The organism is Streptomyces sp. ME19-01-6 (assembly GCF_033793745.1).
In the GTDB taxonomy this organism is placed as follows: Bacteria; Actinomycetota; Actinomycetes; order Streptomycetales; family Streptomycetaceae; genus Streptomyces.
Genome location: NZ_JARAXF010000011.1, coordinates 46,249 through 70,753, shown reverse-complemented (window position 1 = coordinate 70,753; position 24,505 = coordinate 46,249). Strand labels below are relative to the sequence as shown.

Below are 24,505 nucleotides of genomic sequence, written 5' to 3'. Positions count from 1 at the left end.
CCTGACCATGGCGGGATGCACGACCCGCACCCCGCCCGCCGCTTCGGCCTGCCCACGGCGACCGCGCTCGTCATGGGCAACATCATCGGCGGCGGCATCTTTCTGCTGCCCGCCTCCGTCGCCCCGTACGGCACCGTCAGCCTGCTCGCCTTCGTCGTCCTGACCGTCGGCGCGGTCGCGCTCGCGCTGGTCTTCGGGCGGCTGGCGGAGCGCGATCCGCGCACCGGCGGACCGTACGTCTACGCCCGCGCGGCGTTCGGCGACTTCGCGGGTTTTCTGTCCGCCTGGTCGTACTGGACCATGACCTGGGTGAGCAACGCGGCGCTCGCGGTCGCGGCCGTCGGCTATGTCCATGTGCTCGCCCCCGGCCACGAGTCCAAGGGCGTCGACCTGGCCGTGGCGCTGCTCGCGCTGTGGCTCCCGGCGCTCGCGAACCTGGCGGGCACGCGGTGGGTCGGCGCGGTGCAGATCGTCTCCACCGTGCTGAAGTTCGTGCCGCTGCTCTTCGTGGCCGTCGCCGGGCTCTTCTTCTTCGACCCGGACAACCTCGGGCCGTTCCACGCCGGCGGCGGCAGCGCGATCGGCGGGCTGTCGGCGGCGGCCGCGATCCTGCTCTACAGCTATGTGGGCGTCGAGTCGGCGTCGATGAGCGCGGGCGAGGTGCGCGACCCGGAGCGCAACGTCGGGCGGGCCAGTGTGCTGGGCACCGTCGGCGCCGCCGTGGTCTACCTGCTCGGCACGCTGTCGGTCTTCGGCACCGTCGCCCACCGGGACCTGGTGAACTCCACGGCGCCCTTCTCGGACGCCGTGGACGCCATGTTCGGCGGCTCCTGGGGCGGCACCCTCATCGCGCTGGCGGCCGTGGTGTCCATCGTCGGCGCGCTCAACGGCTGGATCCTGATGAGCGCCCAGGCGCCGTACGCGGCCGCCCGCGACGGGCTCTTCCCCGCAGCGTTCGCCGCCAAGCGGCGCGGGGTGCCGACCTTCGGCGTGCTCGTCGGCACGGCCCTCGCCTCGCTGCTCACCGTCCTCAACTACACCTCAGGCTCGGGCGGGGTCTTCGAGTCCCTGGTCCTGATCACCACCTTCTCGGCGACCGTCCCGTATCTGCTGGCCGCCGGCGCCCAGGTCCACTTCCTGCTGTCGGGGCGCCGCGACGAGGTGCGCGCCGGCCGCTTCGCCCGGGACCTGGTGCTCGCGCTGGCCGGCTTCGGATTCTCCTTCTGGCTGGTCGCGGGCGCCGGATACGCCGCCGTGTACCAGGGCACGCTGTTCCTCTTCGCCGGAGTGCTGGTCTACATCCTCATGGCCGCCCGCCGCGCCGCCGCCCGGCCCGGCCCCGAGGCCGCCGCGCAGACGCTTCCCGCGGACGGTGAGGCCCCGGCGGTCGGCACCGTCGCCTGAGCCGGGAAGCGCGGCGGCGAGCAGCACCCCGGCCGCGGCGACGGCCGCCAGGACCGCGAGTGTGGTGCCCGTCGTGGTGAGGGCCGTCAGCATGGTCGCCATCGCGACGCCCAGCGCCGGGCCGACGTTCAGGGCGGTCTGCTGAAGCGCGCCGGCCACCCCGGCGTGGTCCACCGGCGCATGGCGCACGACCACGGCCGTCGCGGTGACCATCACCGCGCCGAACCCGGCGCCGATCGCAAGGAAGCAGCCGCCGATCGCCACGGCCGTGGAACCCTCGTCGAGCCGGGAGAACAGCAGGACGCCGAGGGCGAGCAGCGCCATCCCCGCCATGGCCGTCCGGCGGGGCCCGTACCGGCGCAGCAGTACGGCACAGACGGGCGCGCCCAGCACCATCATCGCGGGCAGCGGCAGCGCCCGCAGCCCGCTCTGCAGCGGGTCCAGCGCGAGCACGTCCTGCAGGAAGTACGTGCCGAGGAACAGGGCCCCGAACACCGCGGCCGACGCCGCCACCAGGATGCCGAGCGCCGGGGCGACGGCCGCCGACCGCAGCAGGCCCGGCGGCAGCAGGGGATGCGGGGTGCGCCGCGCCTGCCAGGCATACGCGCCGCCGGCCGCCGCCGTGGCGAGGAACCCGACCGCGGTCGCCGCCGTCCAGCCGGTCTCCGGCAGCGCGACGAGCGTGTACACCAGGGACGCCAGAGCCAGCGCGAGGAGGAGGGCGCCGGGCAGATCGAGCCCGGGGGCGGGCACCCGCTTCGGCTCCGGGGCGCCCGGGACGACTCGGAGTACGAGCGCCAGGACACCGATCAGCAGCGCCGGCGCCACGGTGAGGAAGAAGACGGAGCGCCAGCCCAACTGGTCCGTCAGCGCCCCGCCGACCAGCGGGCCGGCCGCGGCCGCCAGTCCGATGGCGCTGGTGCGCAGCGCGATGGGCATGCCGATCCGGTCCGGCGGATAGGCGGCCCGCAGCATCCCGAGGGTGGCCGGTTGCAGCAGCGCGCCGAACACCCCTTGGACGACGCGCAGGCCGATCACCCAGCCGACCCCGGGCGCCAGGCCGATGCCCGCCGAAGCGGCGGCGAAGCCCAGGGTGCCGAGGGCGAACAGCCGCTGGTGGCCGTACCGGTCGCCCAGGCGGCCGGCGAAGACGAGCAGGCCCGCCACCGCGATGAGATAGCCGGTGCTGGTCCACTGCACCTCGGCGAACGAGGCGTGCAGATCCCGCCGCATGGCGGGCTGCGCGATGGTCAGCACGGTCCCGTCCAGGGCGACGATCGCGGCCCCGGTGACGCTGCCGACGAGCGTGAGCAGCCGATGGGAGCTCATCGCGGCTGCAGTCCGAGGTGCGCGTCCAGCGCGGCGCGCAGCAGGGGTTCGACGTCCTCGGCGCCCGTCGCGAGTTGGAGGCTGCCCCACCCCCACAGCTGGGCGATGCCGTGCAGATTGGCCCACAGGGCGCCCGCGACGACCTGGGGCGCGGCGTCGGCCGCCGGCCGCGCCCGGGCGACCAGGTCGACCAGCACCTCGAAGAGCGGCAGGCTGGTCTCGCGCAGCCCGAGGTGGTCGCTCTCCAGCAGGTCATGGCGGAACATCAGCTCGAACATGCCGCGGTTGGTCAGCGCGAAGCCGAGATAGACCCGGCCCAGCGCCATCAGCTGGGCGCGGGGCTCCGCCCGCCTGTCTCCGATCGCCTCGGCGACCCCGGCGGCCAGCTCGGCGAAGCCCTGACGCGCGATGGCGGACAACAGCTCCAGGTGGGTGGGGAAGTAGCGGCGCGGCGCTCCATGGGAGACCCCCGCCCGGCGGGCGATCTCCCGCAGCGACAGGGACTGCATCCCCTCCCTGGTCACCAGCTCCACGCCGACCTCGATCAAACGGGACCGCAGCCCCGTGTCGTGCTCGCTCATAGACACTGTCTACCAGGAAGAGTAGACAGTGTCTACCAGGTTCAAGTCCAGCTGGCTGGGCCAAAATGATGCACCGACACATAGGTGACGACTCGTGAGAAACCTTGAGGCCGACATGACTGAGCAGCCGCCCCCGACGCCCCCTGCGCCCCAAGGGCTTCCCCCGCTGCCCGCGGGCGTCCCGCCGCAGCCGGGACAGCTTCCCGCCGCGGTCCCGGTCGCGCCCCCGCAGCCGCGGGGCCGGATCTCGTTGCGCAACCCGCTGGTCAGCGCGGCCATCGGCCTTGTCGTCGGCCTCGCCGCGGTCGGCATACCCGTACTGCTCTCGGACGACGACGGCGGCGGGGGCTTCGGCGGCGGGGGCGGCAGGGGTGAGCTCAGCGCTCCCGCGAAGCTCGACGGGCTCAGGCCCCTCGCGGAGATCCAGCGCTCGAACGGCGTGGCCAAGGCCGAGAAGAACGCGGACGGCATCACCAAAGATGAGCGCAAGAGCGGCGAGCGGCTGTCCGAGGCGTACGGCGGTGCCGCCGCCGTGATGAAGCAGTATGCCGATGGCGATGGCCAGACGACGGTGACGCTGACCGCGGTCCGCAGCCGTTCCCCCGAGCCGTACGTCACCTATGTGGACCCGAAGCGCCTCGGCCTGGTCAAGCCGCTGGAGGAACTCAAGACGTTCGGCGACGTCTCGTGCGTGCTGTACAACCAGCCCACCAACGCCGGTTCCGAGCCCGCCGCGGACTCCGTGCACGTCACCTACTGCCAGCGCACGGGCGACGGGCTCACCGTCCAGATCCGCCCGGCCGGCAGCGGCGTGGCCAACCGGCCCGAGAAGGTCGCGGACATCGTGAACGCGGCCTGGTCGGAAATGTCCTGAGCAGGTCTCGCGCGGGGCCGTCTCCATTACCTGGTGGGTAATCGACCGGACGAGCCGTTGGCGGCAAGGTTGAGGCATCGGGTTCCGGGCCGGCGCACTCCGGCTCGGAACCCGGCCCCACCAGCGATGTTCATCATGAGGAGAGCCCTGTCATGACCGCCCAGTCGCCGTACGAGACCGCCGTCGCCCGCTACTTCGAGGCGTGGAACGCGACCGACGCCGAGGCCCGTGCCAAGGCCGTCGCCGCAGCCTGGAGCGAGGACGGCAGCTACACCGACCCCCTCGCCGACGTCAGCGGCCACGACCAGCTCGCGGCGGTCATCGCCGGGAGCCAGGAACAGTTCCCCGGCTTCGTCTTCCAGCACACCGGCACCGTCGACGGACACCACGACACCGCCCGCTTCACCTGGGAGCTGGTCGGGGCGGCCGACGGCTCCGCACCGGTCGCCGGGACCGATGTGATCATGCTGGCCGAGGACGGCCGGATCCGCACCGTCCTCGGCTTCCTGGACCGGGTCCCTCCGGCGCCTACGGCATGAGCCGCCGGAGGGCCTGCGCCGTCTCCGGGTCGGCCGGGAGAAGGGTCTCGATCGCCAGCTCGGAGACGGTGACGTCCATGGGGGTGTTGAAGGTCGCGATCGTGGACACGAAGGACAGCACCTGTCCGGCGTGCTCGATCACCATCGGCAGCGCGAACGGCGCGTGGTCCCCGCCCACGGCCGCCTCCTCCCGGCCCCCCGCGCCCAGCGGATAGGCGCTGACCTCCTCGTACAGCTTCCGCAGCGGGGAGGACCGCATCAGCGCCAGCTGCCGCTCCATCTGCTCCAGCAGATGGCCGCGCCACTCGCGCAGATTGAGGATGCGCGGGGCCAGGCCGTCCGGGTGCAAGGTGATGCGCATGGCGTTCATCGGCGGCCGGAGGAGGTGGTCCGCGACCCCCTCCAGCAGCATCGCCATGCCCTGGTTCGCCGCCACCACCTGGTACATGCCGTCGACCACGATGGCCGGGTACGGGTCGTAGCCCGTCAGCAGCCGCTCCATCCCCTCGCGCAGCGGGCCCATCGACGGGTCGTCCACAGAGGTCTCCGGGTAGTGCGGTGCGTAACCGGCCGCGATCAGCAGGGCGTTGCGCTCCCGCACGGGTATGTCGAGGTGCTCCGCGAGGCGCAGCACCATCTCCTGGCTGGGCCTGGCCCGCCCGGTCTCGATGAAGCTGATGTGGCGGGCGGAGGAGTCGGCGCGCAGCGCGAGCTCGAGCTGGCTGATCCGCCGCCGGTCCCGCCATTCGCGCAGCAGCGCGCCCACCCCAGGGGCAATCACGGCAGTCGTCATGCCCCGAAGGTAACCGAACACGAAACTCCCGCCTCGCGTGCGGGTTGCGCGGGGCGTGGGAAGGTGGGAGGAGCCGCGACGAAAGGGATGGGCCATGGCAGTCGAGCCGCTGGCGAACGAGGAGATCGAGCGAGGCCTGGAGGACCTTCCCGGCTGGTCGCTGCGGGAGGACCGGCTGGTGCGCGGGTACTCCTTCCCGGGACACCTGGCCGCGGCCCGCCTGGTGGCCGAGGTCGCCGAGGCGCAGGAGGAGTTGGGGCACCACTCCGACCTGACGCTCGGCTACAACAAGGTCGGCGTCTCGGTGAACACCCACAGCGTCGGCGGCAGGGTGACCGAGCTCGACCTCCGGCTCGCCCACCGCATCGAGGACATCGCGCGCGGGCAGGGCGTGGCGTAACCGCCGCCCGGGACATGGGGCGGCCGGTTTTGCGGAATCGGCAACAAAGTTTGTCGGTCCCGCGGCGCGGGAGCAGGCTCGTGGCATGACCGGACACCAGCACACCCACGCCAACCACACTCACGGCCACACCCACAGCGGCCCCGGCTACGCCGATCACTCGCCCATGGACTGGGCCGCCTTCGGACAGCTCCTCGAACTGAGCGCTGATCTGCACACCCCCGCCGTCGAGCAGGCCGCCGAGTGGCTGCGCGGGCTTCTCAGGCTCGATGAGGGCCACGTGCGCCGCGCGCTCGACGTGGGCAGCGGGCCCGGCGGCGCCGCGTGCCTGTTCGCCCGGGCCTTCCCCGACGCCGAGGTGGTGGCCGTGGACGGCACCCCGGAGCTGCTGGCGCGGGCCCGCGAACGCGCCGCGCGGCTCGGGGTCGCCGACCGCGTACGGACCCACCTGGCCGAACTGCCCGACGGGCTGGCCGAGGTGGGTGACGCGGAGCTGATCTGGTCCAGCAAGGCGGTGCACCACCTGGGGGACCAGCGGGGAGCCGTCGACCGGCTCGCCGCCGCGCTGCGCCCCGGCGGGGTGCTGGCCCTGGCCGAGGGCGGGCTGCCGCTGCGCGCGCTGCCCCGCGACATCGGCATCGGCCGCCCCGGCCTGCAGGCCCGCCTCGACGCCGTGCAGGAGGAGGGGTTCACCGAGATGCGGGCCGCACTGCCCGACGCCAAGGAGACGGTCGAGGACTGGCCGGCCATGCTCTCGGCGGCCGGGCTGACCGGGGCCACCAGCCGCACGTTCCTGCTCGACCTGCCCGCCCCGCTCGACGCCCCGGCCCGCCGCCTGCTGCACGCCGACCTCACCCGCCTGGCGGAGGGGCTGGCCGACCGCCTCGACGCGACGGACCGCGCCACGCTCGACCGGCTGCTCGACCCGGACGACGAGGCGGGGCTGCTGCGCCGGCCGGACGTGTTCTGGCTGAGTGCGCAGACCGTCCACGCGGCGGTCAGGCCCCGGTGACCGGGCCCAGCTGATCGGGCCCCGGCGATCGGGCCACGCCTGCGGCCCGGTCACCGGAGCGACCGGGCCGCGGGAGGGTCGCCGAAGGCGCGCCGGGCCCTCAGCCGGTGGTGAGGGTGAGGCCGTACGCCTGGAGGATCGGGTTCACCGGCTGGAAGTACGTCGTGCCGCCGGTCGTGCAGTCGCCCGAGCCGCCGGAGGTGACGCCCTGGGCCTGGCTGCCGGAGATGTACGAGCCGCCGGAGTCGCCGGGCTCGGCGCACACGGTCGTCCGGGACAGACCGCTGACCATGCCCTCGGAGTACCGCACGCTGGTGTCGAGCTGCTCGATCGTGCCGCAGTGCCAGCCGGTCGTCGAGCCGGAGCGGCAGACCGAGGAGCCCACCGGCGCCTGCTGGGAGCCGGCGACCGTGACGACCGAGCCGCCGGGGCCGAGCACCACGGGCTTGGGCGTCCAACTGCTGTTGACCGCCACCCAGGCGTAGTCGTTGCCCGGGAAGCGCGAGGCCTGGAAGGTGCCCTGGGCGGCTTTGTTGACGCCGGTGGTGGTGGCGCCCGCCTGGCCGCAGTGGCCCGCGGTGACGAAGCCGTCCTGGGAGGCCTTCGTCACCGCGAACCCGATCGAGCAGCGCGCTGTGCCGTTGATGTAGTACGCCTCGCCGCCGCGCACGTCGTCCAGCGGTTTCGGCTGCTCGGCGGACTCCACGATCCGCACCATGCCGCGGTCCACGCCGCTGGCGGTGACGAAGTCGGATGCTTCGTCGGGGTCGGCCGCCTGGATCACCACGCTGTTGCTCTTCACATCCACGTACCAGACGGCGGCGGCCGTGGCCGTCGGCGCGCGCAGCTCGGCCGCCCGGTCCAGGGCGCCCTTCGCGGCGGTGAGGTCGTCGAGGCTGTGGCTGACCGTCACGGCCTTGGCGCCGGCGGCGGTGATCATGCCGTGCCGGTCCTGGTCGGTGGTGGCGACGGTGAGCTCGGCGGTCTTGCCGGTCACCCACGCGCCGCCGAACGCGGTCCCCAGGCTTCTGCGCAGGGCCGGGGTGGCCGTACCGGCCCGGTACTCGTTGGTGATCCGGGCCTTCGCCTCGTCGGCCGTGAGGCCGAGGTCGCGCCGCATCGCGTCCAGCATCTCGGTGGGGACTTCGGTGGGGATCCCGGTGGGGGCTTCGGCCGTGGGGCCGGGTTCGGCCGCCGCGGGTGACGCCAGGGCGGGTATGGCGGTCAGGGAGAGCGCGGCGATGGCGAGGGCACAACCAGCGGTGAGGGCAGGTCTGTGGCTGCGGAGCATCGGGTGTCTCCTCCGTGGTTCGGGGCTGTGGGGTGGGGGCTTGCGTCAACGTAAGCCGGTCCGACACGCGCCGCGCATCTGCCCGCTCTCCCCGGTTGCGCCCCGCGGCACACCCGGCCCGACCGCCCGCGAGCCCGCCCCAGCCGGTCTTCCGAGGCGGTCCGCGCGGCGCCCCGGGACACGCTGATCGGGCCGGAGCGCGGGGACGCCACCCGAACAGCCGCCGCCGATCCAGCGGTTACCCGAGCGCCCCCGCCCTCTCGGGAGGGCGGGGGCGCTCGGCATGCCGTGTGTGCGGCGCGGCATCACACCATGTTGAACGTCTCCGGGTCCGGGCCGAGGCGGTTGCCGGAGTCCATCGCGTCGATCGTGGCGAGGTCCTGGGCGTCCAGCTCGAAGTCGAACACGTCGATGTTCTCCTTGATGCGGGACGGCGTGACCGACTTGGGGATCACCACATTGCCCAGGTCCAGGTGCCAGCGGAGCACCACCTGGGCGGGGGACTTGCCGTGCTTGTCGGCGATGGCCTCGAGCCGGTCGTCCTCCAGCAGGCCCTTGCCCTGGCCGAGCGGGGACCACGCCTCGGTGGCGATGCGGTGCCGGGCGTTGAAGGCGCGCAGCTCCGCCTGTTGGAGCTGCGGGTGCAGCTCGACCTGGTCGATGACCGGGGTGACCTCGGTCTCCGAGAGCAGCCGCTGGATGTGGGCCGGGTGGAAGTTCGAGAGCCCGATGGCCTTGGCGCGGCCCTCGGCATGGATCTTCTCGAACGCCTTCCACGTCGCCACGTACTTGTCGACCGCGGGCAGCGGCCAGTGGATCAGGTACAGGTCCACATACTCGAGGCCGAGCTTGGACAGCGAGGTGTCGAAGGCGCGCAGGGTGGAGTCATAGCCCTGGTCGGAGTTCCAGAGCTTGGTGGTCACGAACAGCTCGTCGCGCGGGATGTCCGACGCGGCGATGGCCCTTCCCGTGCCCTCCTCGTTGCCGTAGATCGCGGCGGTGTCGATGCTGCGGTACCCGGCGTCGAGCGCCGTGCTGACCGCGTCGGCCGCCTCGTCGTCCGGGACCTGCCAGACGCCGAAGCCGAGCTGGGGCATCCGGACGCCGTTGCTGAGGGTGATGAAGGGGACCTTGCTCACGAGCGGTCGATCCTTACGTCGAATACGGGTACGTACCTCTTCAGGGTGAACGGTCGACGGCGGGGTCGCATTCCCGGCCGGCCGCTACGTCCGCTGCTACCCGGCGCGCCCGCGCACCATACCCACGCCACTCACGGCGCTTCCCGGCCCGGCCGGCACCACCGGGGAGGCGAGCGGCCCGCGGCGGCCGCCTCGGCCACCGCGGACCTTCTCCGGCCGTTCCTCATCCCGTGGCGAGCAGCAGCGGTTCGGGGAGCTCCGCCCGGAACCGCCGCAGCGCATGCCCTTCGCGTACCGTCGCGCCCACCTCGACCACGGCCCGGCTGACCGTGGCGCGCGGCGCCCGCACCACCATGGCCAGCCGGTAGGTGCCTTTGATGCTCGCCGTGGGGGTGCGGCGGATCTCCCAGCCCGGGTCGGACCTGAGTTCGCGCCGTGCCTCCAGACAGACCCGCGCGCCCCGCGTGGCTCGGTCCTGCCCCACGAACCCCAGCCGCGGGCCGAGGTGGGCCGGGCCGGCGCCCCGCGCCTCCCCGCTGAGCTGCAGCGGCGTCATGGACCAGGCCACGGGCTGGAAGACGGCCCGGCGATTTCCGGCCGGATCGGCCGAGAGGGTCAGATCAAGATTGACCGTATGCAGTTGGGGATTGGCTGTTTCTTGCGGGCAGCTGACCGAAAAATACACCAAGTGGTAGGCCGCGCTGTCTGTCTCGTTGGCCTTGTTGGCCTCCGATTCCACATACGCCTTCAGCTCCGGAACCCGGCCCACGAGTTCCGTCGTGACCGGCACGGACAGCGGCCCGCCCAGCGCGACGCGCCCCGCCAGGGTGGTGGCCGCGGCGGGCCGCCGCGGGACATGGCCCGAAGGCCCGGTGAATTCCTCGGATACCAGTGCCAGCTCGCGCTCGGGAAGTTCGGGGAGAATGATGTCGATCATTTCCGTGCCCCCTTTGCGGCTCAGGAATGGTAGAGCGCCTCGATTTCGACGGCATACGCCTGCTCGATCGCCTTCCGCTTCAATTTCAGCGAAGGCGTCAGGAGACCATGCTCCTCCGAGAACTGAGCGGCAAGTATCCGGAACGTACGAATCGACTCGGCTTGGGAAACCAGCGTGTTGGCGGCGATCACGGCCCGCCGGATCTCCGTCTCCAGATCCGGCTCGCGGACCAGCTCCTGCGCGGGCAGCTCCGGCTGGCCGCGCATCGTCAGCCAGTGCGCGACGGCCTCGGCGTCCAGCGTGACCAGCGCCGCCACATACGGCCGGTCGTCGCCGACGACGATGCACTGGGCGACCAGCGGATGCGCCCTGACCCGCTCCTCCAGGACCACCGGCGAGACGCTCTTGCCGCTGGAGGTCACCAGGATCTCCTTCTTCCGCCCGGTGATGGTCAGATAGCCGTCGTCGTCCAGGGTGCCCAGGTCACCGGTGGCCAGCCAGCCGCCCCGCAGCACGGCGTCGGTCGCCTTGGGGTCGCCGAGGTAGCCGTCGAAGATCTGGTCGCCCGACAGCAGGACCTCACCGTCGTCCTCGATGTACACGGTGGTGCCCGGCAGCGGGACGCCCACCGTGCCGAAGCGGGTCCGGTCGGGCGGGTTGGCGACGGCCGCCGCGGTGGTCTCGGTGAGCCCGTACCCCTCGAAGATCGTGACGCCCGCGCCCGCGAAGAACAGCCCGAGCCGCCGCTCCATGGCCGAGCCGCCCGAGAAGGCGTGCCGGACCCGGCCGCCCATCGCCGCCCGCACCTTGCTGTAGACCATCTTGTCGAAGAACTGGTGCTGCATGCGCAGCGAGGCGCTCGGCCCGGGCCCGACGTCGAACGCCCTGGCCTCCTGCGCCTCCGCGTACCGCACCGCGATGTCCACGGCCTTGTCGAACGGGCCGAGCCGGCCCTCCGCCTCGGCCTTTCTGCGGGCCGCGGCGAAGACCTTCTCGAAGATGTACGGCACGGCCAGGAAGAACGTCGGCCGGAACGACTGCAGATCGGGCAGCAGCGCGGCCGCGGTGAGGCTCGGCTGGTGAGCGAGTTTCACCCGGCCACGGACGGCCGCGACCTCGACCATCCGGCCGAAGACATGCGCGAGCGGGAGAAACAGCAGCGTCGCGGCCTCGTCGCCCCGTCTGGAGTGGAAGACCTCCTCGTAGCGGGCGACCACGGTGTCGCACTCGGCCATCAGATTGGCGTGCGTGATGACACAGCCCTTGGGCCGGCCGGTGGTGCCCGAGGTGTAGACGATGGTCGCGGGGTTCTCGGGCTGCAGCGCCTTGCGGTGGCGGTGCACCACCTCGTCGTCCACCGACTCACCGGCCGCGGTCAGCTCGTCCACCGCGCCCGCGTCCAGCTGCCACAGCCGGGCCAGCATCGGCAGCCGCCCGACCACCGAGCCGATCGTCATGGCGTGGTCCTCGTGCTCCACGACACAGGCGGAGACCTCCGCGTCATGCAGCATCCAGAAGACCTGCTCGGCGGAGGAGGTGGGATACATCGGCACGCTCTGCGCCCCGATGGACCACAGCGCGAAGTCGAACAGCGTCCACTCGTAGCGGGTACGGGACATGATGGCGACGCGGTCACCGAAGCGCACGCCCTGGGACAGCAGCCCCTTGGCGAGCGCCAGCACCTGGTCACGGAACTCGCCCGAGGACACATCCAGCCACTGGCCATCCGCTGTTCTGCGCCCCAGCGCCACCCGGTCCGGGTCCGCGTCCGCATGCTCGAAGACGGGATCCGCCAGGCCTCCGGTCTGCGGAGGGCTCGTCAACGGGGGGACGGTGAACTCGCGCAATGACTAGCTCCTTGAAGCGCTCCGCACAGCGCCGTGACCGTATCTGATCTGGGGCGATGAGCCCGTTGTGCGGCTCATGTGTGACGACTTTCTCCACCGAATCTCTCCCATCAGGGCACAGTTCGGGGCACGGGTCAATGCATCGGGCACGGGCGGGTGCGCGGGGCGGCGCGCGGGCCGGGGCACGGGCCGGGGCACGGGGCGGCGCGCGGCTCAGGGCACGGGCCCCGCCAGGATCGCGGCGGCCAGCCGGTCGGCCGCAGCCCGGGCCGCGGAGTCCCGCTGCCGTCTCCCGTGCAGCAGGACGAACTCCACCGGGCCCAGATCGGGCAGCCCGGCCCGGTCCGGGATGCGCGCCAGGCCGGGCGGGATCAGGCCGCGCGTATGCGCCATGACCCCCAGGCCCGCGCGTGCCGCGGCGACCAGCCCGTTGAGACTGCCGCTCGTGCACACGATCCGCCAGGGCCTGCCGTGCCGCTCCAGCACCTCCAGCGCACGGGCCCGGGTGAGGCCCGGCGGCGGGAAGACGATCAGCGGCAGCGGGCGGTCGGGGTCGAGCCGCAGCCGCTCCGCGCCGATCCACACCAGCTTGTCCCGCCACACCGGCCGGCCTTCCGGCCGCTCCTCGGACCGCTTGGCCAGCACCAGGTCCAGCTTCCCCGCCGCCAGCCGCTCGTGCAGCGTGCCCGACAGCTCCACGGTCAGCTCCAGGTCCACCTCAGGATGGTCGCGGCGGAACCCCTCCAGGATCTCGGGGAGCCGGGTCAGTACGAAGTCCTCCGACGCGCCGAAGCGCAGCCGTCCGCGCAGCCGGGTGCCCTGGAACCAGCTCGCCGCCCGCTCGTTCGCCTCCAGGATCGTCCGGGCGAAGCCCAGCATCGCCTCGCCGTCCTCGGTCAGCTCCACCCCGTGGGTGTCGCGCGTGAACAGCGGCCGGCCGACCTCGCCCTCGAGCTTGCGCACATGCTGGCTGACGGTGGACTGACGCAGGCCGAGGCGGTGGCCGGCCTGGGTGAAGCTCAGCGTCTGGGCGACCATGAGGAACGTGCGCAGCTGGGAGGGGTCGTACACACCGCGAGTGTAAGCGGCGGTCATCGCGGTTCGCGATGACAGTCAGAGCGGTCAGCGGGATTCCCGATGGCGGTGATCAAGAGCATGCTGGAGAGGCCCTCCGTCCATGCCGCCCGGGACGCCGAGAGAGCCGAGATTGCCCCAGAGAGCCCAGAGAGCCCAGAGAGCCGAGAAAGAGAGCACATGCACCGCCGCAAGATCACCCTCCCGTCCTGGCTCCCACTGGATTGGTTCATCCTCGCTCTGATCGGCACCGTCGTCCTCGCCGCGCTGCTGCCCGCCGGCGGCACCGCCGCGACCGCCGCCGACGGGGCGACCACCGTCGCGGTCGCCTTTCTCTTCTTCCTGTACGGCGCGCGGCTCTCCACCCGCGAGGCGCTGGACGGAATGCGCCACTGGCGGCTCCATCTGACCGTGCTGGCCTGCACCTTCGTCATCTTCCCGGTGCTGGGCGCGGCCGCCCGCGGCCTGGTGCCGTATGTGCTGACGCACCCGCTCTACACCGGCCTGCTCTTTCTGTGCCTGGTGCCCTCCACCGTCCAGTCCTCGATCGCCTTCACCTCGATCGCCCGGGGCAATGTCCCGGCCGCCATCTGCGCGGGCTCCTTTTCCAGCCTGGTCGGCATCGTCGTCACCCCGCTGCTGGCCGCGCTGCTGCTGGGCAGCGGGGGCGGCGGGGTCTCGGCGGACTCGATGGTGAAGATCGCCCTGCAGCTGCTGGCGCCCTTCCTCGCCGGGCAGCTGCTGCGGCCCTGGGTCGGCGGCTTCGTCGCCCGCCACCGCAAGGTCCTCGGCTACGCCGACCGCGGCTCGATCCTCCTGGTCGTCTACGCCGCGTTCAGCGAGGGCATGGTCCGGGGCATCTGGCACCAGGTGACCCTGGCGCGGCTGGGTGCGCTGCTGGCTGTCGAGGCGGTGCTGCTGGCGGTGATGCTGACGCTCACCTGGCACGGGTCCCGGCGGCTGGGCTTCAACCGCGAGGACCGGATCGCGATCGCCTTCGCCGGGTCGAAGAAGAGCCTGGCGTCCGGGCTGCCCATGGCGAGCGTGCTGTTCGGGGCGCAGGCGAGCCTGGCCGTGCTGCCGCTGATGCTCTTCCACCAGATGCAGCTGATGGTCTGCGCGGTGCTGGCCCGGCGCTTCGCCAGGTCGGCTCCGGAGCCGGTGGCCCCGGAGCCGGCCCACGCGACGGTGCAGCCGCACGAGGCTCAGGCACACAAGGCTCAGGCGCCCGTCGGCGCCTGAGAGGGGCCCGCGACGTCCCGACCCCCAGGCCAGGCGAGTCGGCAACGGCGCATGCGGGCGGGCTCACCCCAGAATGCCGCGGTCGTACGCCACCGCCACCGCGGCCGCCCGGTCCTTCACCCCCAACTTGCCGTACAGGTGGGTCAGATGGGTCTTGACCGTCGCCTCGCTGATGAAGAGTTCTCGGGCGATCTCACGGTTCGGCGTGCCCTTGGCGACCAGTTCGAGAACCTCGCGCTCGCGGGCCGAGAGCACCGCGCCCACGGGTGCGGCGGGCTTCCTGACGGCGGAGACAAGGCGGGACGCGACGGCGGGCGACAGGACGGTGCGCCCTTCGGCCGCCGCGCGGACCGCCGTGAACAGTTCGTCACGGGGCGCGTCCTTGAGCAGGTAGCCGGTGGCGCCCGCCTCGATCGCGGGGATCGTGTCGGCGTCCGTGTCGTACGTCGTCAGGACGAGGACCTTGGCGCGGGCGCCGCGCCGGGTGAGTTCGGCGATCGCCTCGACCCCGCTGCCGTCGGGCATGCGCAGGTCCATGAGGACGACGTCCGGGTCGAGGCGCAGGGCGAGGCCGACTCCCTCGACGCCGCCTCCCGCCTCGCCGAGGACGTCGAAGCCGGGATCGGAGGCGAACATGCCGCGCAGACCGTTCCGTACGACGGGGTGGTCGTCGACGATCAGCAGGGTGATGATCCGGTCAGCCATGGCGCACCAACGGTACGCGAGCACTGACGGCGGTGCCCTGACCGGGCTCCGACTCGACCGCGACGGCGCCCGCCATGCGTTCGACGCGGGCGCGCATGCCGTCGAGGCCGAACCCGCCGGTGCCGGTGCGCGGCGCCACGGCGAGGGGGGCGAAGCCGAGCCCGTCGTCCCGTACGTCCACGGTGACCTCGTCGCCCATGTAGGAGAGGGTGACGCCCGCGCGGCTGGCGCCGGCGTGCTTGGCCACGTTGGCGAGGGCTTCCTGGGCGACCCGCAGGAGGGTGGCGGCGATCTCGTCGTGCAGCGGCTCCTCGGTGCCGGTGACGGTGAACCGGGCGGTGACACCGGTGCGTTCTGACCACTCGGTGACGGTCTTCTTCAGTGCCTCGGGGAGCGTGTCGTGTTCCAGGGCGACCGGAGAAAGGTTCTGTACGGAGCGCCGGGCCTCGCCCAAGGACTGTCGGGCCAGCGCCTGGGCGCGGTCCAGATGCTCGCGGGCCAGGTCCGGGTCCGCGGTGGCGGCGACCACCTGGAGCTGGGCGATGATGCCGGTCAGGCCCTGGGCGATGGTGTCGTGGATCTCGGCCGCGAGGCGGCGGCGCTCGTCGGCGACGCCTGCCTCCCTCGCCTGGAGGACGAGTTGGGCTTGCAGGGCGGCGTTCTCGGCGAGGGCCTGCTCCAGGGCGGCGATGGTCTCGGCGCGCTCCTGAGTCTTCTCGGCCTCCTTGGTGCCGAGGTGGTTGAAGACGATGGCGAGCATTGCGTTCAGGACGAACAGTGCGCCGAAGGCGACCCAGTTCATCGAAGAGGCGGGCGGAAGGCCGCCGGACTGGGAGCCCGCCATGGTGACGGCGGTGAGCACGAGCCCGGCCCGGGCGGCGCGCGGCGACAACAGATGGGCGGCCTCGAAGTAGCCGAGGCACGCGTAGACCGCGAAAAAGGGGTTGAGCCAGGTGAGGACGGCGGCGAGGGCGGTGCGCAGCGCGAAGTAGACGCGCCCCGCGGTGGTCCCCTCGGGGAGCACCCGGGCGCCGATGCCCATACCGGCGCCTGCCACGCCGACAGGGTTCTCGGCCAGGGCGCGGCCGTCGGGCGACTCCGCCGCCAGCAGCCGCGGTACGGCCCAGGTCCACCACGCCTGGAGGACCAGCGCGGCGAGGAGCAGGGCCCCGGCGGCGTACGTCTCCCGCCGGGTCATCACCACGTCGGCGGCCGCTGCCCCGGTGAGCGTGGCGAGGCCCAGCAGGGCGTAAGGGCCGTACCGGAAGAACTGCGCCCAGCGCTCCTCGACCGTCGTCGTCATCTACGCACTACTCCCACCTGAACCAGCGCCGGGCCGCGGCGATCAGCAGCACTGTCCACAGCGCCGTGACCCCGAGGTGTGTCCAACTCGGCCAGTGTCCCGCGGCTGCCTCGTCGAGGGCCTGCGCCGCGGCGCCCAGGGGGGTGAGGCTGACGATGCGCTGAAGAACGTCGGGCATGGCCGCCACCGGCAGCCAGACACCGGCGGTGAACATCGCGGGGAAGAACACCACCGTGCCCACCGCTTGGGTGATCTTGGTTGTACGGCTGACAGCGGAGACGGTGGCGCCGAGTGCCAGGGTGGCGAGCGTGGCGAGCACGAAGGCCGCGAGGTATCCGAAGAGCTGGCGGGGCAGGGCCACATGGAACACGATCCGGCCCACGGCGAGGGAGAGCGACGCGGAAACCGCCACGGCGGCACCGTGCAGCACGATCTGCGCGCCGATGAGGGAGCCCGCCCGCACGGGGGTGGTGGACATGCGGCGCAGTATGCCCCGCTCGCGGTAGCCGGTGAGGACGGGCGGCATGGCCTGGATACCGGACGTGATCATGGCGAGCAAAACGGAGACGGGGACGTACAGGTCCACGACACGCAGGCCGTCGATATCGGTCGAGGGCTCCCGGAAGGACGGGATGGCCCCCAGGACGCACAGCAGGATCGTGGGAAAGCCGAGGATCCAGAAGAAAGAGGCGGGCTCACGCAGGAAGAGACGTGTCTCGGCCTTGAGAACGGCGGTGGCGCTGCCCTTGACGGCGGATGGGCGGGGGTGGGTGATGGTGCTCATGCGTCCGTCCCCGTCAGGTTGAGGTAGGCGTCGTCCAAGGTCGCTTCGACGACGCGGAGCTGGTGGGCGGTGATGCCCTGTCCGGCGAGCAGCGAAAGCAGGGCGGTGACGGTCTCGTCGGTGCCCTTGACGACGACCCGCCCGTCCTTCTCCGTCACCGACGCGGCCGCGGGCAGCGCCGCCAACTGCCGCATGTCCAGCGCCGTGGAGGGCTTGAAGGAGATCTCGGTGCCGCTCGCCGTGCGGCCGATCAGCCCGGACGGGGTGTCCAGCGCGGTGACCCGCCCCTTGTCGATCAGGGCGATCCGGTCGCAGAGACGCTGGGCCTCCTCCATGAAGTGCGTGACCAGCAGCACGGTGACGCCGCTGTCCCGTACGTCCTCGATGAGCTGCCAGGTGTCGCGGCGAGCGCGCGGGTCGAGGCCGGTGGTCAGCTCGTCCAGTACGACGATGCCGGGGTTGCCGACCAGGGCGAGCGCGATGAACAGACGCTGCTTCTGGCCGCCGGAGAGCTTCGCGAACCGGGTGTGGAGCTTGTCGGTGATTCCGAGGCGCTCGGCGAGGGCGCGCCAGTCGGCGGGGTCCGGGTAGCAGGCGGCGTACAGCTCGAGTGTCTCCCGTACGGTGATCTTGGGTTGCAGTTCGCTCTCCTGGAGCTGCGCGCCCAGAACGCGCGTGACGGAGTCGCGGTCGGCGGCGGGGTCGTACCCGGCGACGAGGACGCTGCCGCCGTCGGGGTGGCGCAGGCCCTCCACGCACTCGACGGCGGTGGTCTTGCCGGCGCCGTTCGGCCCGAGGATCCCGAAGATCTCCCCTTCCTCGACGGCGAAGGACACGCCGTCGACCGCCTTCTTGCCCCCGTACGCCTTGTGCAGGCCGCTGACTTCGATGACTGCCATGCGCAAGAGCGTGCCGTGGCGGGGCGGGGGCGGACATCGGCCATCACGCTCGAAGGAGCATCAGCCGATCGGCGGATGGCGGGGTACGACCTGGCGCGGCCTGGTTCTCCTTGCCGCTGTCCTATGGGCTCCGGGCAGGAGAACCAGGCGATGAGAGGCGCTAGCGGACGCGGTCCAGGGGGAGCCGTACGAGCGCGGTGGGGTCCTTGCCGCCCAGGCCGTCAGGGTCGCCCGGGGCGGCGTTGAACTCCCGGACCCGCCGCAGCTCGGTCTCCGACAGCGCACGCCCCCACACCCGCACCTCGTCCAGATCACCCGTCAGGTGCGAGCGGCTGTCGACGGCCTCGCCCACATGGATGCCGAACGGCGAGGTGCGGGTGACCGGCCCGGGCACATCGGGGGTGGAGAACGGCGTGCCCCCGTCCACACTCAGGGTCAGCCGGCCCCCGGCCCGGGTGAGCGCGGCGTGGTGCCACTGCCCGTCGTTGTACGCGGCGTCGGTGCTCACCGAGGCGCTGGTGAAGGTGGCGGTGCCGTTGACCGTGGTGATCAGTGCCCGGACCCGGCCGCTGGAGGGCTCGCCGCGCAGCCATACCTGCGGCTGCTTGTTGCCGATGCCGCCCATCCACAGGAACGGCTGCTGGCCCGAGGTGGCGGTGTAGCGGAACCACAGGCTCACCGTGAAGTCGCGGGTGCCCAGCGGCAGCGAGGGCCGGAAGGGTACGTGCACGGCGTCGTCCGTGCCGTCGAACGAGAGCCCCCGTCCGAACCGCCCCTCGGTCCCGGCCGGGCCGCCGAGCACGGTGGCCGGGCGGGCGCCGGGCGCCCGGTCGGCCGTGGTCGGGTCGGGGCCGCGGCGCGGGCCCAGCCAGTCCTCGGTGAAACGGGCGAAGCGGATCTCGTCCCGGGCGTCGACCGCGCCGCCCTCGTACATCAGCCCGACCTCGTCATGCGAGATGGCGACCATGTCCGAGTAGCCGGACCAGTCGGTGGTCACGACCTTGCCGCGGTCGACGCCGTCCCAGCCGCGGCCCTCGTTCCACGAGGAGCGGACCATCATGGTGCGGCGCCGGTCGGGGTCGGCGGGCGCGGCGAACAGCAGGCGGCTGTAGCCGTCCCGGTCCTCGCTCCGCAGCCGGAGGATCGAGCCCTGCACCTGGGGCGTGTACAGGTCGGGGATGGTGCGGAACGGCCCGGTGAAGCTCTCGCCGCCGTCGCGGCTGACGGCGAAGTCGCGGTGGCCGAGGTCCGTGCCGTCCTGCTCGCGCCCGTTGACGTAGACCGATCCGTCCTCGCGCTCCACCAGCGTCATCTCGGAGGGCTTCTGGCGGAAGGTACCGTCCGCCGCGACCGGCCAGCTGTCCACCGCGCCGATACGCCAGGTGTCGCCGCCGTCGTCGCTGTAGGCCAGCGCCGCGTGGTTGGCGGTGATCCGGGTGCCGTCGTGGCTCTCGGTGTTGACGGTGAAGATCAGCCGCCCCCGGTGCCGGCCGTGCGTCAACTGGATGCCGTGCACGGGCCCGGTGGCGTACCAGGAGTTCCACGAGGCGGGCAGGAGCGAGTCGCTCAGATCGCGCGGGGTGGACCATGTCGCGCCGTCGTCGTCGCTGTACTGGAGGTGCGGCGTCCGGTCACAGGGCACATCGCAGCCCTGTGCGTCGTCGCGCCCGGTGTTGTACGTACTGGCGAGCAGGATGCGGCCGGTGCGCTGGTCCACGATGGGCGCCGGGTTGCCGTGGGTGTCGCCGGCGCCCTCGTTGATCACCTGCAGCGGTCCCCAGGTGCGGCCGCCGTCCGTGGAGCGCTTGAGGACCAGGTCGATATCGCCGGCGTCGCCGCAGTTGTCCGTCCGCCCCTCGGCGAAGGCCAGCAGCGTGCCGTCCTTCGACTTCACAATGGCCGGGATCCGGAAGCACGAGTATCCGCTGTCCTGGGAAGACTTGAAGAGGACTTGCTGCTCGAAGTCGGTACGGGCCGCGGAGGCGGAGTCATCCGCTTCCGCGGCCCGTACCGGAATCGGAATCAGGGCCAGCGCCGCGGCGGCGAGGAACACCGACGCACGGCGTCGCCATGGTCTGGACCGCTTATACGGAGCGTGAAGATCTGACGCCATCGTCACCGACCTGCCCTTTCAGTGGCATCTGGACATCACGACATCAAGACATCCCACGTCTGATCGAGTGCTGCCGGAGCAGTGTCCCGTCTCGCCCCCGCGCCGGACAAGGACCGTGCGTCAGATCGTGTGCGGACCAGGCGGGTTGGGCCGATTTGTTGGATTGGTTTGCCGGGGTTGCTGGGTTGGTCTGCCGAGGCGGGCGGTCAGTCGGCTATGGCGAGCTGGGTGCGGTGGTGCCGGGGCGTCTCGATCTCGTCGAGCGCTGCGATCGCGAAGTCCGCGTACGAGACCCGGCCGCCGCCCGGCGGCAGCTGACCCCCGTAAAGGCGGTAACGGCCGGTGCGCGCGCCCTCCCATTCGAAGTTCATCGGCGGGTTGACCACCAGCCAGTCGATGTGCGGGGGCGCGGAGCGCAGCACCTTGAGACCCGCCGCGTGTCCGAGGGCGAAGGTGCGGAACGACTCGGGGAAGTCGGGCGTGTCCAGGACCCGTACCCCCGGCTCGGTCTCCAGCGTGGCGGCGAGCCCGACGACGACCAGCCGCCCCACCCCGGCCTCGCCCAGCCCGGCCAGCAGGGCCCGCGCCGTGCCCTCGTACAGCTCCGTCGGGTCGATGTCCTCACGGTAGATCGAGCTGATCACCGCGTCGTGCCCGGCGACGGCCGCCGCGACACCGGCCGGGTCGGCGACGTCGCCCGCCACGACCGTGACACTCCCGGCGGCCAGGCCCGGGTACTTGGCCGGGTCGCGGACGACCGCGGTGACCTGGTGGCCACGGTCGGCCGCCTCGGTGACCAGAAGTCGGCCGGCCCTTCCGCCGGCCCCGAAAACAGCGATACGTGCCATGGCGGCACTCCCTTCGGATCGAGTGCCCGGACCGTAACCGCGGAAGTGCCGGTTACTTCAAAGGTATCGGCGCCCGTCGGCGATGTCGGTCACGCACCTCCGCTACCGTCGGAACGGTGACCGAGTCGCTGACCGAGCCCCTGACCAAGCCCCTCCCCGAGCCGCTGACCGCCGATATGTTCGGCCCCGACTGCCCGAACCGTGCCATGCCCATCCGGCTCGACGCCAAATGGGCCTGGCTGATCATCCGCTGCCTCGAAGGAGGCCCGCGCCGCTTCTCCGAGCTGCGGGTACCGCTCGCCCGGGTGACCCCCAAGGTGCTCAGTGAGTCACTGCGTGCGATGGCACGCGACGGCCTGATCACACGCACCGCCTACCCCGAGAACCCGCCCCGCGTCGAATACGCCCTGACCGACCTCGGGCGCTCGCTGCTCGCCCCGATGGACGCCGCGTGCGAGTGGGGCCGACGCCACCTGGGCGAGCTGCTCGACGCGCGCGAGGCGTACGAGCGGCGCGTCGCTATGCCACCGTCGACAGGCCGGCCGTGATCACCGTGTCCAGCAGCGAGCGCGAGGTCTCGAGCTCCTGGATGGCCGACGTCATCCGCGCCCGCTCCTCCTCCAACTGCGCGATCAGGTCGGCGCAGGTGGGCACCAGACGCTCACCGTCGTCCCGCAGACACGGCAGGATCTGCGAGATCGTCGCGGTCGACAGCCCGGCGGCGAGCAGCGAGCGGATGCGGTGCACCGCGGCCACGTCGGACTCCCCGTAGACGCGGTAGCCGCTGGGCAGGCGCTCCGGCTGAAGCAGGCCCTGCTGCTCGTAGTAGCGCAGCAGCCGCTCGTTCACCTTGGTACGCCGGGCCAGTTCACCGATGCGCATGCCACTCCCCTCGTCACGCCGCCGCCGGACGTCGCCCAGCAGGCCTCTCATGGATGTCAGAGTTTACCCGTCGCGCCCGCACAGGGCGTGATCTATCAGCGCCTTTACCGCCTGGTCGGCTTGCTCCTGCCGCCCCGTGCCGGACTCGTCGAAGCTGTTGGTCGACACGGTCACCGCGCGGCGCCCGTCGGTGGTGACACCGTTCTCGCTGGAGTAGCCGAGGGCGTTGCCGCCGTGGTGCCAGTAGAAGCCGCCGCAGCTCAGCGGGGTCGTCTCCAGACCCAGACCGGCGCGGCGCCCCGGCTCGTCGGGTATCGGGACAGCCCGCCGCATCTCGTCGAGCTCGGCGGGCCGCAGCAGCCGGCCGGTGATGAGCGCGCGGAAGAACCGGTTGACGTCATACGGGGTGGTGACCAGATCACCGGAGGCATCGGCCGCCGTGGAGTTGAAGACCGTGGTGTCGACGCGGCGCCCGTCCTCCGCATAGGTGTGGTACCCGTGGGAGTACGGGGCGGGCAGATACGGGTGGTCGCCCGGCAGGGTCGTCCCGGTCAGCCCCAACGGGCGGATGACCCGGTCGTGGACCTCCGTGCGCCAGGGGTGGCCGGTGACCCTCTCGATGATCATTGCGATGAGGACATAGTTGGTGTTGGAGTAGCGATAGGCCACCCCGGGCTCGGAATTCGGGGGACGGCCCACCGCGGCGGCCACCAGCTCCTCGGCGGTGTAGTGGCGGAAGCGGTTCTCGTAGTAGCCGCGTGCGGAGTATCCCGCGGGGAACACCTCGCGGATGCCCGTATAGCCGGGCACCCCGCTGGTGTGCTGCAGCAGCTGCCGGACCGTGATGCGGCGGCCGTCGTTGCCATGGCCGCTGACGACGCCGGGCAGCCACCTGTCCACCGTGTCGTCCAGCGCCAGCCGCCCCTCGCCGACCAACTGCAGCGCGACGGTGGCCACAAAGGTCTTCACCGTGCTGCCGGCGCGGTAGTGGGCATCGGTCCGCATGGGAGCGCCGGTGCGCAGATCGGCCTCTCCCGCGCGGGCCGCGGCGGTGCCGGACGGAGTGTCCAGCACGGCCGCGACCCCCACCGCCCCGGCCCGGTGGACCGCCGCCGTGTCGCGCCGCAGTATCTCCGCACCGCCGTCCCCTGGGGCGGGGGCCGCGGCCGCCAGAGCGGCGACGGCCGCCAAGGCGGCCACGGGCGCGGACAGCCGCCGCCTCACCGCGCTCACCGCCGCACCTCACCGCACATCACACGGTCCAGGAGCCCCTGCACGGCCTTTACGGACCTGAGCGACTCCTCGTCATCGGAGGATGTCCCACTGGCGCTGACCACGACCGAGCGCCGCCCGTCCGGGCTGAATCCGGTCACGACCGTGCCGCCTTCGAGGTCGCCACCGTGGCCCCACCGGTATCCACCGCAGCTCAGCGGCTGCCGCACCAGCCCGAGCCCGTACCGCATCCCGGGAAACCCCATCTCGAAGTCCGCGTTCACCGGCACGGTCTTGCGCATCTCGGCGAGTTGCGCGGCGGGCAGGAGCCGGCCGCCCAGCAGCGCGGCGAAGAACCGGTCCAGGTCCCGCTCGGTGCTCACGAGTGACCCGGCTGCATCGGCCCAGGACACATTCCGGACGGTGGTGTCGGTCCACTGAGCGGAGCCGGGGAAGCGGTGGTACGTGTGCGCGTACGGCTGCTTCAGGTATGGGTCGTCCCCGGGCGCGTAGGTGTCCTTCAGCCCCACCGGGCGGATGATCCGGTCGCGCACCTCCTCGGCCCATGACTTCCCGGTGACCTTCTTGATGATCATCCCGGCGAGGAGGTAGTTGGGGTTCGAGTAGTTCCAGTCCGGCTCCGGGTCGTCAGGGTCGGCGGGCGGGAAGTCGGGCTTGTGCCGCATCGTCGTGGCCACGTACCGCTCCGGGCTGACGTGGTAGAACCTCGTCCGCTCGAAGTCCGCGGCCGTGTCTCCCAGGTCTTCTGTCAGGTCGTAGTTGTAGATGCCGCTGGTGTGCTGGAGCAGATTCCGGATGGTGACGCGGCGGCCGTCGTTCCCGTTGCCGTGGACGACGCCGGGCAGCCACGTGTCCACCGTGTCGCTCAGCGACAGCCGCCCCTCGGCGGCCAGTTGCAGCACGACCGTGGCCAGGAACGTCTTGGTGACGCTGCCGGCGCGGAATTCGGCGCCGTATGGCAGGGGGCGGCCGGTGTTCAACTCCGCCTCGCCCGCGCGGGCGTGGATCCGCCGACGGCCGTCGCGCACCTCCACGGTCATGCCGATGAACCCGGCCTCCCGGATGGTCCTGGCCACCTCACTCCGCAGTTCGTCCTGGCTGAGCGAGGTGTCCAGCGGTGCGTGGGAGGATGCCGCGGCCGGGACCGCCGCGACGCCTCCTGTCACAGCCAGGGCGAGCGCCGCGGCCGCGGCGAGCCCTCTTAATCGAAGCTTCTTCGCGGACGTCGTGGTTGTGATGAAGGGTGCCGTTGCGGGTGCTTTCATGCCTACCACCA

At 72.0% G+C, this 24,505-nt stretch carries 23 protein-coding genes and 1 pseudogene; 7 read left to right on the top strand and 17 right to left on the bottom strand.

The window, feature by feature from the left end:
- The first annotated feature begins 15 nt into the window (after positions 1-15).
- Complete coding sequence (locus tag PV419_RS24570) at positions 16-1,404, top strand: amino acid permease (protein ID WP_319692268.1); 1,389 nt, start codon at positions 16-18, stop codon at positions 1,402-1,404.
- On the opposite strand, the pseudogene PV419_RS24565 reads toward PV419_RS24570, so the two are convergent.
- Both PV419_RS24565 and PV419_RS24560 read right to left on the bottom strand, forming a co-directional pair.
- Positions 1,405-2,733 (bottom strand): annotated as a pseudogene (locus tag PV419_RS24565) (MFS transporter); the annotation flags it as partial. It abuts the gene before it with no gap.
- On the bottom strand, positions 2,730-3,314 hold the full coding sequence (locus PV419_RS24560; RefSeq protein WP_319692267.1) for a TetR/AcrR family transcriptional regulator: 585 nt from the start codon (positions 3,312-3,314) through the stop codon (positions 2,730-2,732). The gene PV419_RS24560 and the pseudogene PV419_RS24565, both read right to left, overlap by 4 nt.
- A 115-nt stretch (positions 3,315-3,429) precedes the next feature.
- On the opposite strand from PV419_RS24560, the gene PV419_RS24555 reads away from it, so the two are divergent.
- A complete protein-coding gene (locus PV419_RS24555; RefSeq protein ID WP_319692266.1) occupies positions 3,430-4,188 on the top strand; it encodes a hypothetical protein in 759 nt (252 codons plus the stop codon).
- 152 nt (positions 4,189-4,340) lie between these two features.
- Complete coding sequence (locus tag PV419_RS24550) at positions 4,341-4,727, top strand: nuclear transport factor 2 family protein (RefSeq protein ID WP_319692265.1); 387 nt, start codon at positions 4,341-4,343, stop codon at positions 4,725-4,727.
- On the opposite strand, the gene PV419_RS24545 is transcribed toward PV419_RS24550, so the two are convergent.
- Positions 4,717-5,520 (bottom strand): helix-turn-helix transcriptional regulator, encoded by an 804-nt coding sequence (locus tag PV419_RS24545; protein ID WP_319692263.1) that lies wholly within the window; start codon positions 5,518-5,520, stop codon positions 4,717-4,719. The genes PV419_RS24550 and PV419_RS24545 overlap by 11 nt on opposite strands.
- A 94-nt stretch (positions 5,521-5,614) precedes the next feature.
- Here PV419_RS24545 and PV419_RS24540 point away from each other — a divergent pair, with 94 nt between their 5' ends.
- Both PV419_RS24540 and PV419_RS24535 read left to right on the top strand, forming a co-directional pair.
- Positions 5,615-5,920 (top strand): 4a-hydroxytetrahydrobiopterin dehydratase, encoded by a 306-nt coding sequence (locus tag PV419_RS24540; RefSeq protein WP_319692261.1) that lies wholly within the window; start codon positions 5,615-5,617, stop codon positions 5,918-5,920.
- Between the two features lie 85 nt (positions 5,921-6,005).
- Positions 6,006-6,932 (top strand): class I SAM-dependent methyltransferase, encoded by a 927-nt coding sequence (locus PV419_RS24535; RefSeq protein WP_319692259.1) that lies wholly within the window; start codon positions 6,006-6,008, stop codon positions 6,930-6,932.
- Positions 6,933-7,032: 100 nt separating this feature from the next.
- Here PV419_RS24535 and PV419_RS24530 read toward each other — a convergent pair whose 3' ends face one another.
- The 5 genes from PV419_RS24530 to PV419_RS24510 form a co-directional block, all read right to left on the bottom strand.
- Positions 7,033-8,223, bottom strand: coding sequence for a S1 family peptidase (locus PV419_RS24530; protein ID WP_319692257.1), 1,191 nt, complete (start codon positions 8,221-8,223; stop codon positions 7,033-7,035).
- Between the two features lie 305 nt (positions 8,224-8,528).
- The gene (locus PV419_RS24525) at positions 8,529-9,362 is read right to left on the bottom strand and encodes an aldo/keto reductase (protein ID WP_319692255.1); all 834 of its coding nucleotides are present in this window, start codon (positions 9,360-9,362) and stop codon (positions 8,529-8,531) included.
- A 223-nt stretch (positions 9,363-9,585) separates the two neighbouring features.
- Positions 9,586-10,299 (bottom strand): hypothetical protein, encoded by a 714-nt coding sequence (locus PV419_RS24520; protein WP_319692253.1) that lies wholly within the window; start codon positions 10,297-10,299, stop codon positions 9,586-9,588.
- A gap of 20 nt (positions 10,300-10,319) precedes the next feature.
- Positions 10,320-12,146, bottom strand: coding sequence for an AMP-dependent synthetase/ligase (locus PV419_RS24515; RefSeq protein ID WP_319692251.1), 1,827 nt, complete (start codon positions 12,144-12,146; stop codon positions 10,320-10,322).
- 213 nt (positions 12,147-12,359) lie between these two features.
- Positions 12,360-13,217 carry a LysR substrate-binding domain-containing protein gene (locus PV419_RS24510; RefSeq protein WP_319692249.1) on the bottom strand — a complete coding sequence of 286 codons (858 nt, stop codon included), beginning with the start codon at positions 13,215-13,217 and terminating at the stop codon, positions 12,360-12,362.
- A 183-nt stretch (positions 13,218-13,400) separates the two neighbouring features.
- Here PV419_RS24510 and PV419_RS24505 point away from each other — a divergent pair, with 183 nt between their 5' ends.
- Positions 13,401-14,462 carry a bile acid:sodium symporter family protein gene (locus tag PV419_RS24505; RefSeq protein ID WP_319692247.1) on the top strand — a complete coding sequence of 354 codons (1,062 nt, stop codon included), beginning with the start codon at positions 13,401-13,403 and terminating at the stop codon, positions 14,460-14,462.
- Positions 14,463-14,525: 63 nt separating this feature from the next.
- On the opposite strand, the gene PV419_RS24500 is transcribed toward PV419_RS24505, so the two are convergent.
- The 6 genes from PV419_RS24500 to PV419_RS24475 all read right to left on the bottom strand — a co-directional run bounded on the left by PV419_RS24500 (position 14,526) and on the right by PV419_RS24475 (position 21,114).
- Positions 14,526-15,167 carry a response regulator transcription factor gene (locus PV419_RS24500; RefSeq protein WP_319692246.1) on the bottom strand — a complete coding sequence of 214 codons (642 nt, stop codon included), beginning with the start codon at positions 15,165-15,167 and terminating at the stop codon, positions 14,526-14,528.
- Positions 15,160-16,470 carry a sensor histidine kinase gene (locus tag PV419_RS24495; protein ID WP_319692244.1) on the bottom strand — a complete coding sequence of 437 codons (1,311 nt, stop codon included), beginning with the start codon at positions 16,468-16,470 and terminating at the stop codon, positions 15,160-15,162. The genes PV419_RS24500 and PV419_RS24495 overlap by 8 nt, the downstream gene beginning before the upstream one ends.
- A 7-nt stretch (positions 16,471-16,477) precedes the next feature.
- Positions 16,478-17,254: an ABC transporter permease gene (locus PV419_RS24490; RefSeq protein WP_319692242.1), complete on the bottom strand. Its 777-nt coding sequence runs from the start codon at positions 17,252-17,254 to the stop codon at positions 16,478-16,480.
- Positions 17,251-18,153, bottom strand: a complete 903-nt coding sequence (locus tag PV419_RS24485) for an ABC transporter ATP-binding protein (protein ID WP_319692240.1) — start codon at positions 18,151-18,153, stop codon at positions 17,251-17,253. The genes PV419_RS24490 and PV419_RS24485 overlap by 4 nt, the downstream gene beginning before the upstream one ends.
- Before the next feature lie 160 nt (positions 18,154-18,313).
- Positions 18,314-20,266: a sialidase family protein gene (locus PV419_RS24480; RefSeq protein WP_319692238.1), complete on the bottom strand. Its 1,953-nt coding sequence runs from the start codon at positions 20,264-20,266 to the stop codon at positions 18,314-18,316.
- 206 nt (positions 20,267-20,472) lie between these two features.
- On the bottom strand, positions 20,473-21,114 hold the full coding sequence (locus PV419_RS24475; protein WP_319692237.1) for an NAD(P)-dependent oxidoreductase: 642 nt from the start codon (positions 21,112-21,114) through the stop codon (positions 20,473-20,475).
- Between the two features lie 176 nt (positions 21,115-21,290).
- On the opposite strand from PV419_RS24475, the gene PV419_RS24470 reads away from it, so the two are divergent.
- Positions 21,291-21,662, top strand: coding sequence for a helix-turn-helix domain-containing protein (locus PV419_RS24470; RefSeq protein ID WP_319692555.1), 372 nt, complete (start codon positions 21,291-21,293; stop codon positions 21,660-21,662).
- Here the strand turns inward: PV419_RS24470 and PV419_RS24465 are convergent.
- The 3 genes from PV419_RS24465 to PV419_RS24455 form a co-directional block, all read right to left on the bottom strand.
- The gene (locus PV419_RS24465) at positions 21,634-21,996 is read right to left on the bottom strand and encodes a MerR family transcriptional regulator (RefSeq protein ID WP_319692553.1); all 363 of its coding nucleotides are present in this window, start codon (positions 21,994-21,996) and stop codon (positions 21,634-21,636) included. The genes PV419_RS24470 and PV419_RS24465 overlap by 29 nt on opposite strands.
- 63 nt (positions 21,997-22,059) lie before the next feature.
- Positions 22,060-23,229, bottom strand: a complete 1,170-nt coding sequence (locus tag PV419_RS24460; protein WP_319692235.1) for a serine hydrolase domain-containing protein — start codon at positions 23,227-23,229, stop codon at positions 22,060-22,062.
- Positions 23,226-24,494, bottom strand: coding sequence for a serine hydrolase domain-containing protein (locus PV419_RS24455; RefSeq protein WP_319692234.1), 1,269 nt, complete (start codon positions 24,492-24,494; stop codon positions 23,226-23,228). The genes PV419_RS24460 and PV419_RS24455 overlap by 4 nt, the downstream gene beginning before the upstream one ends.
- Between the last annotated feature and the right edge of the window lie 11 nt (positions 24,495-24,505).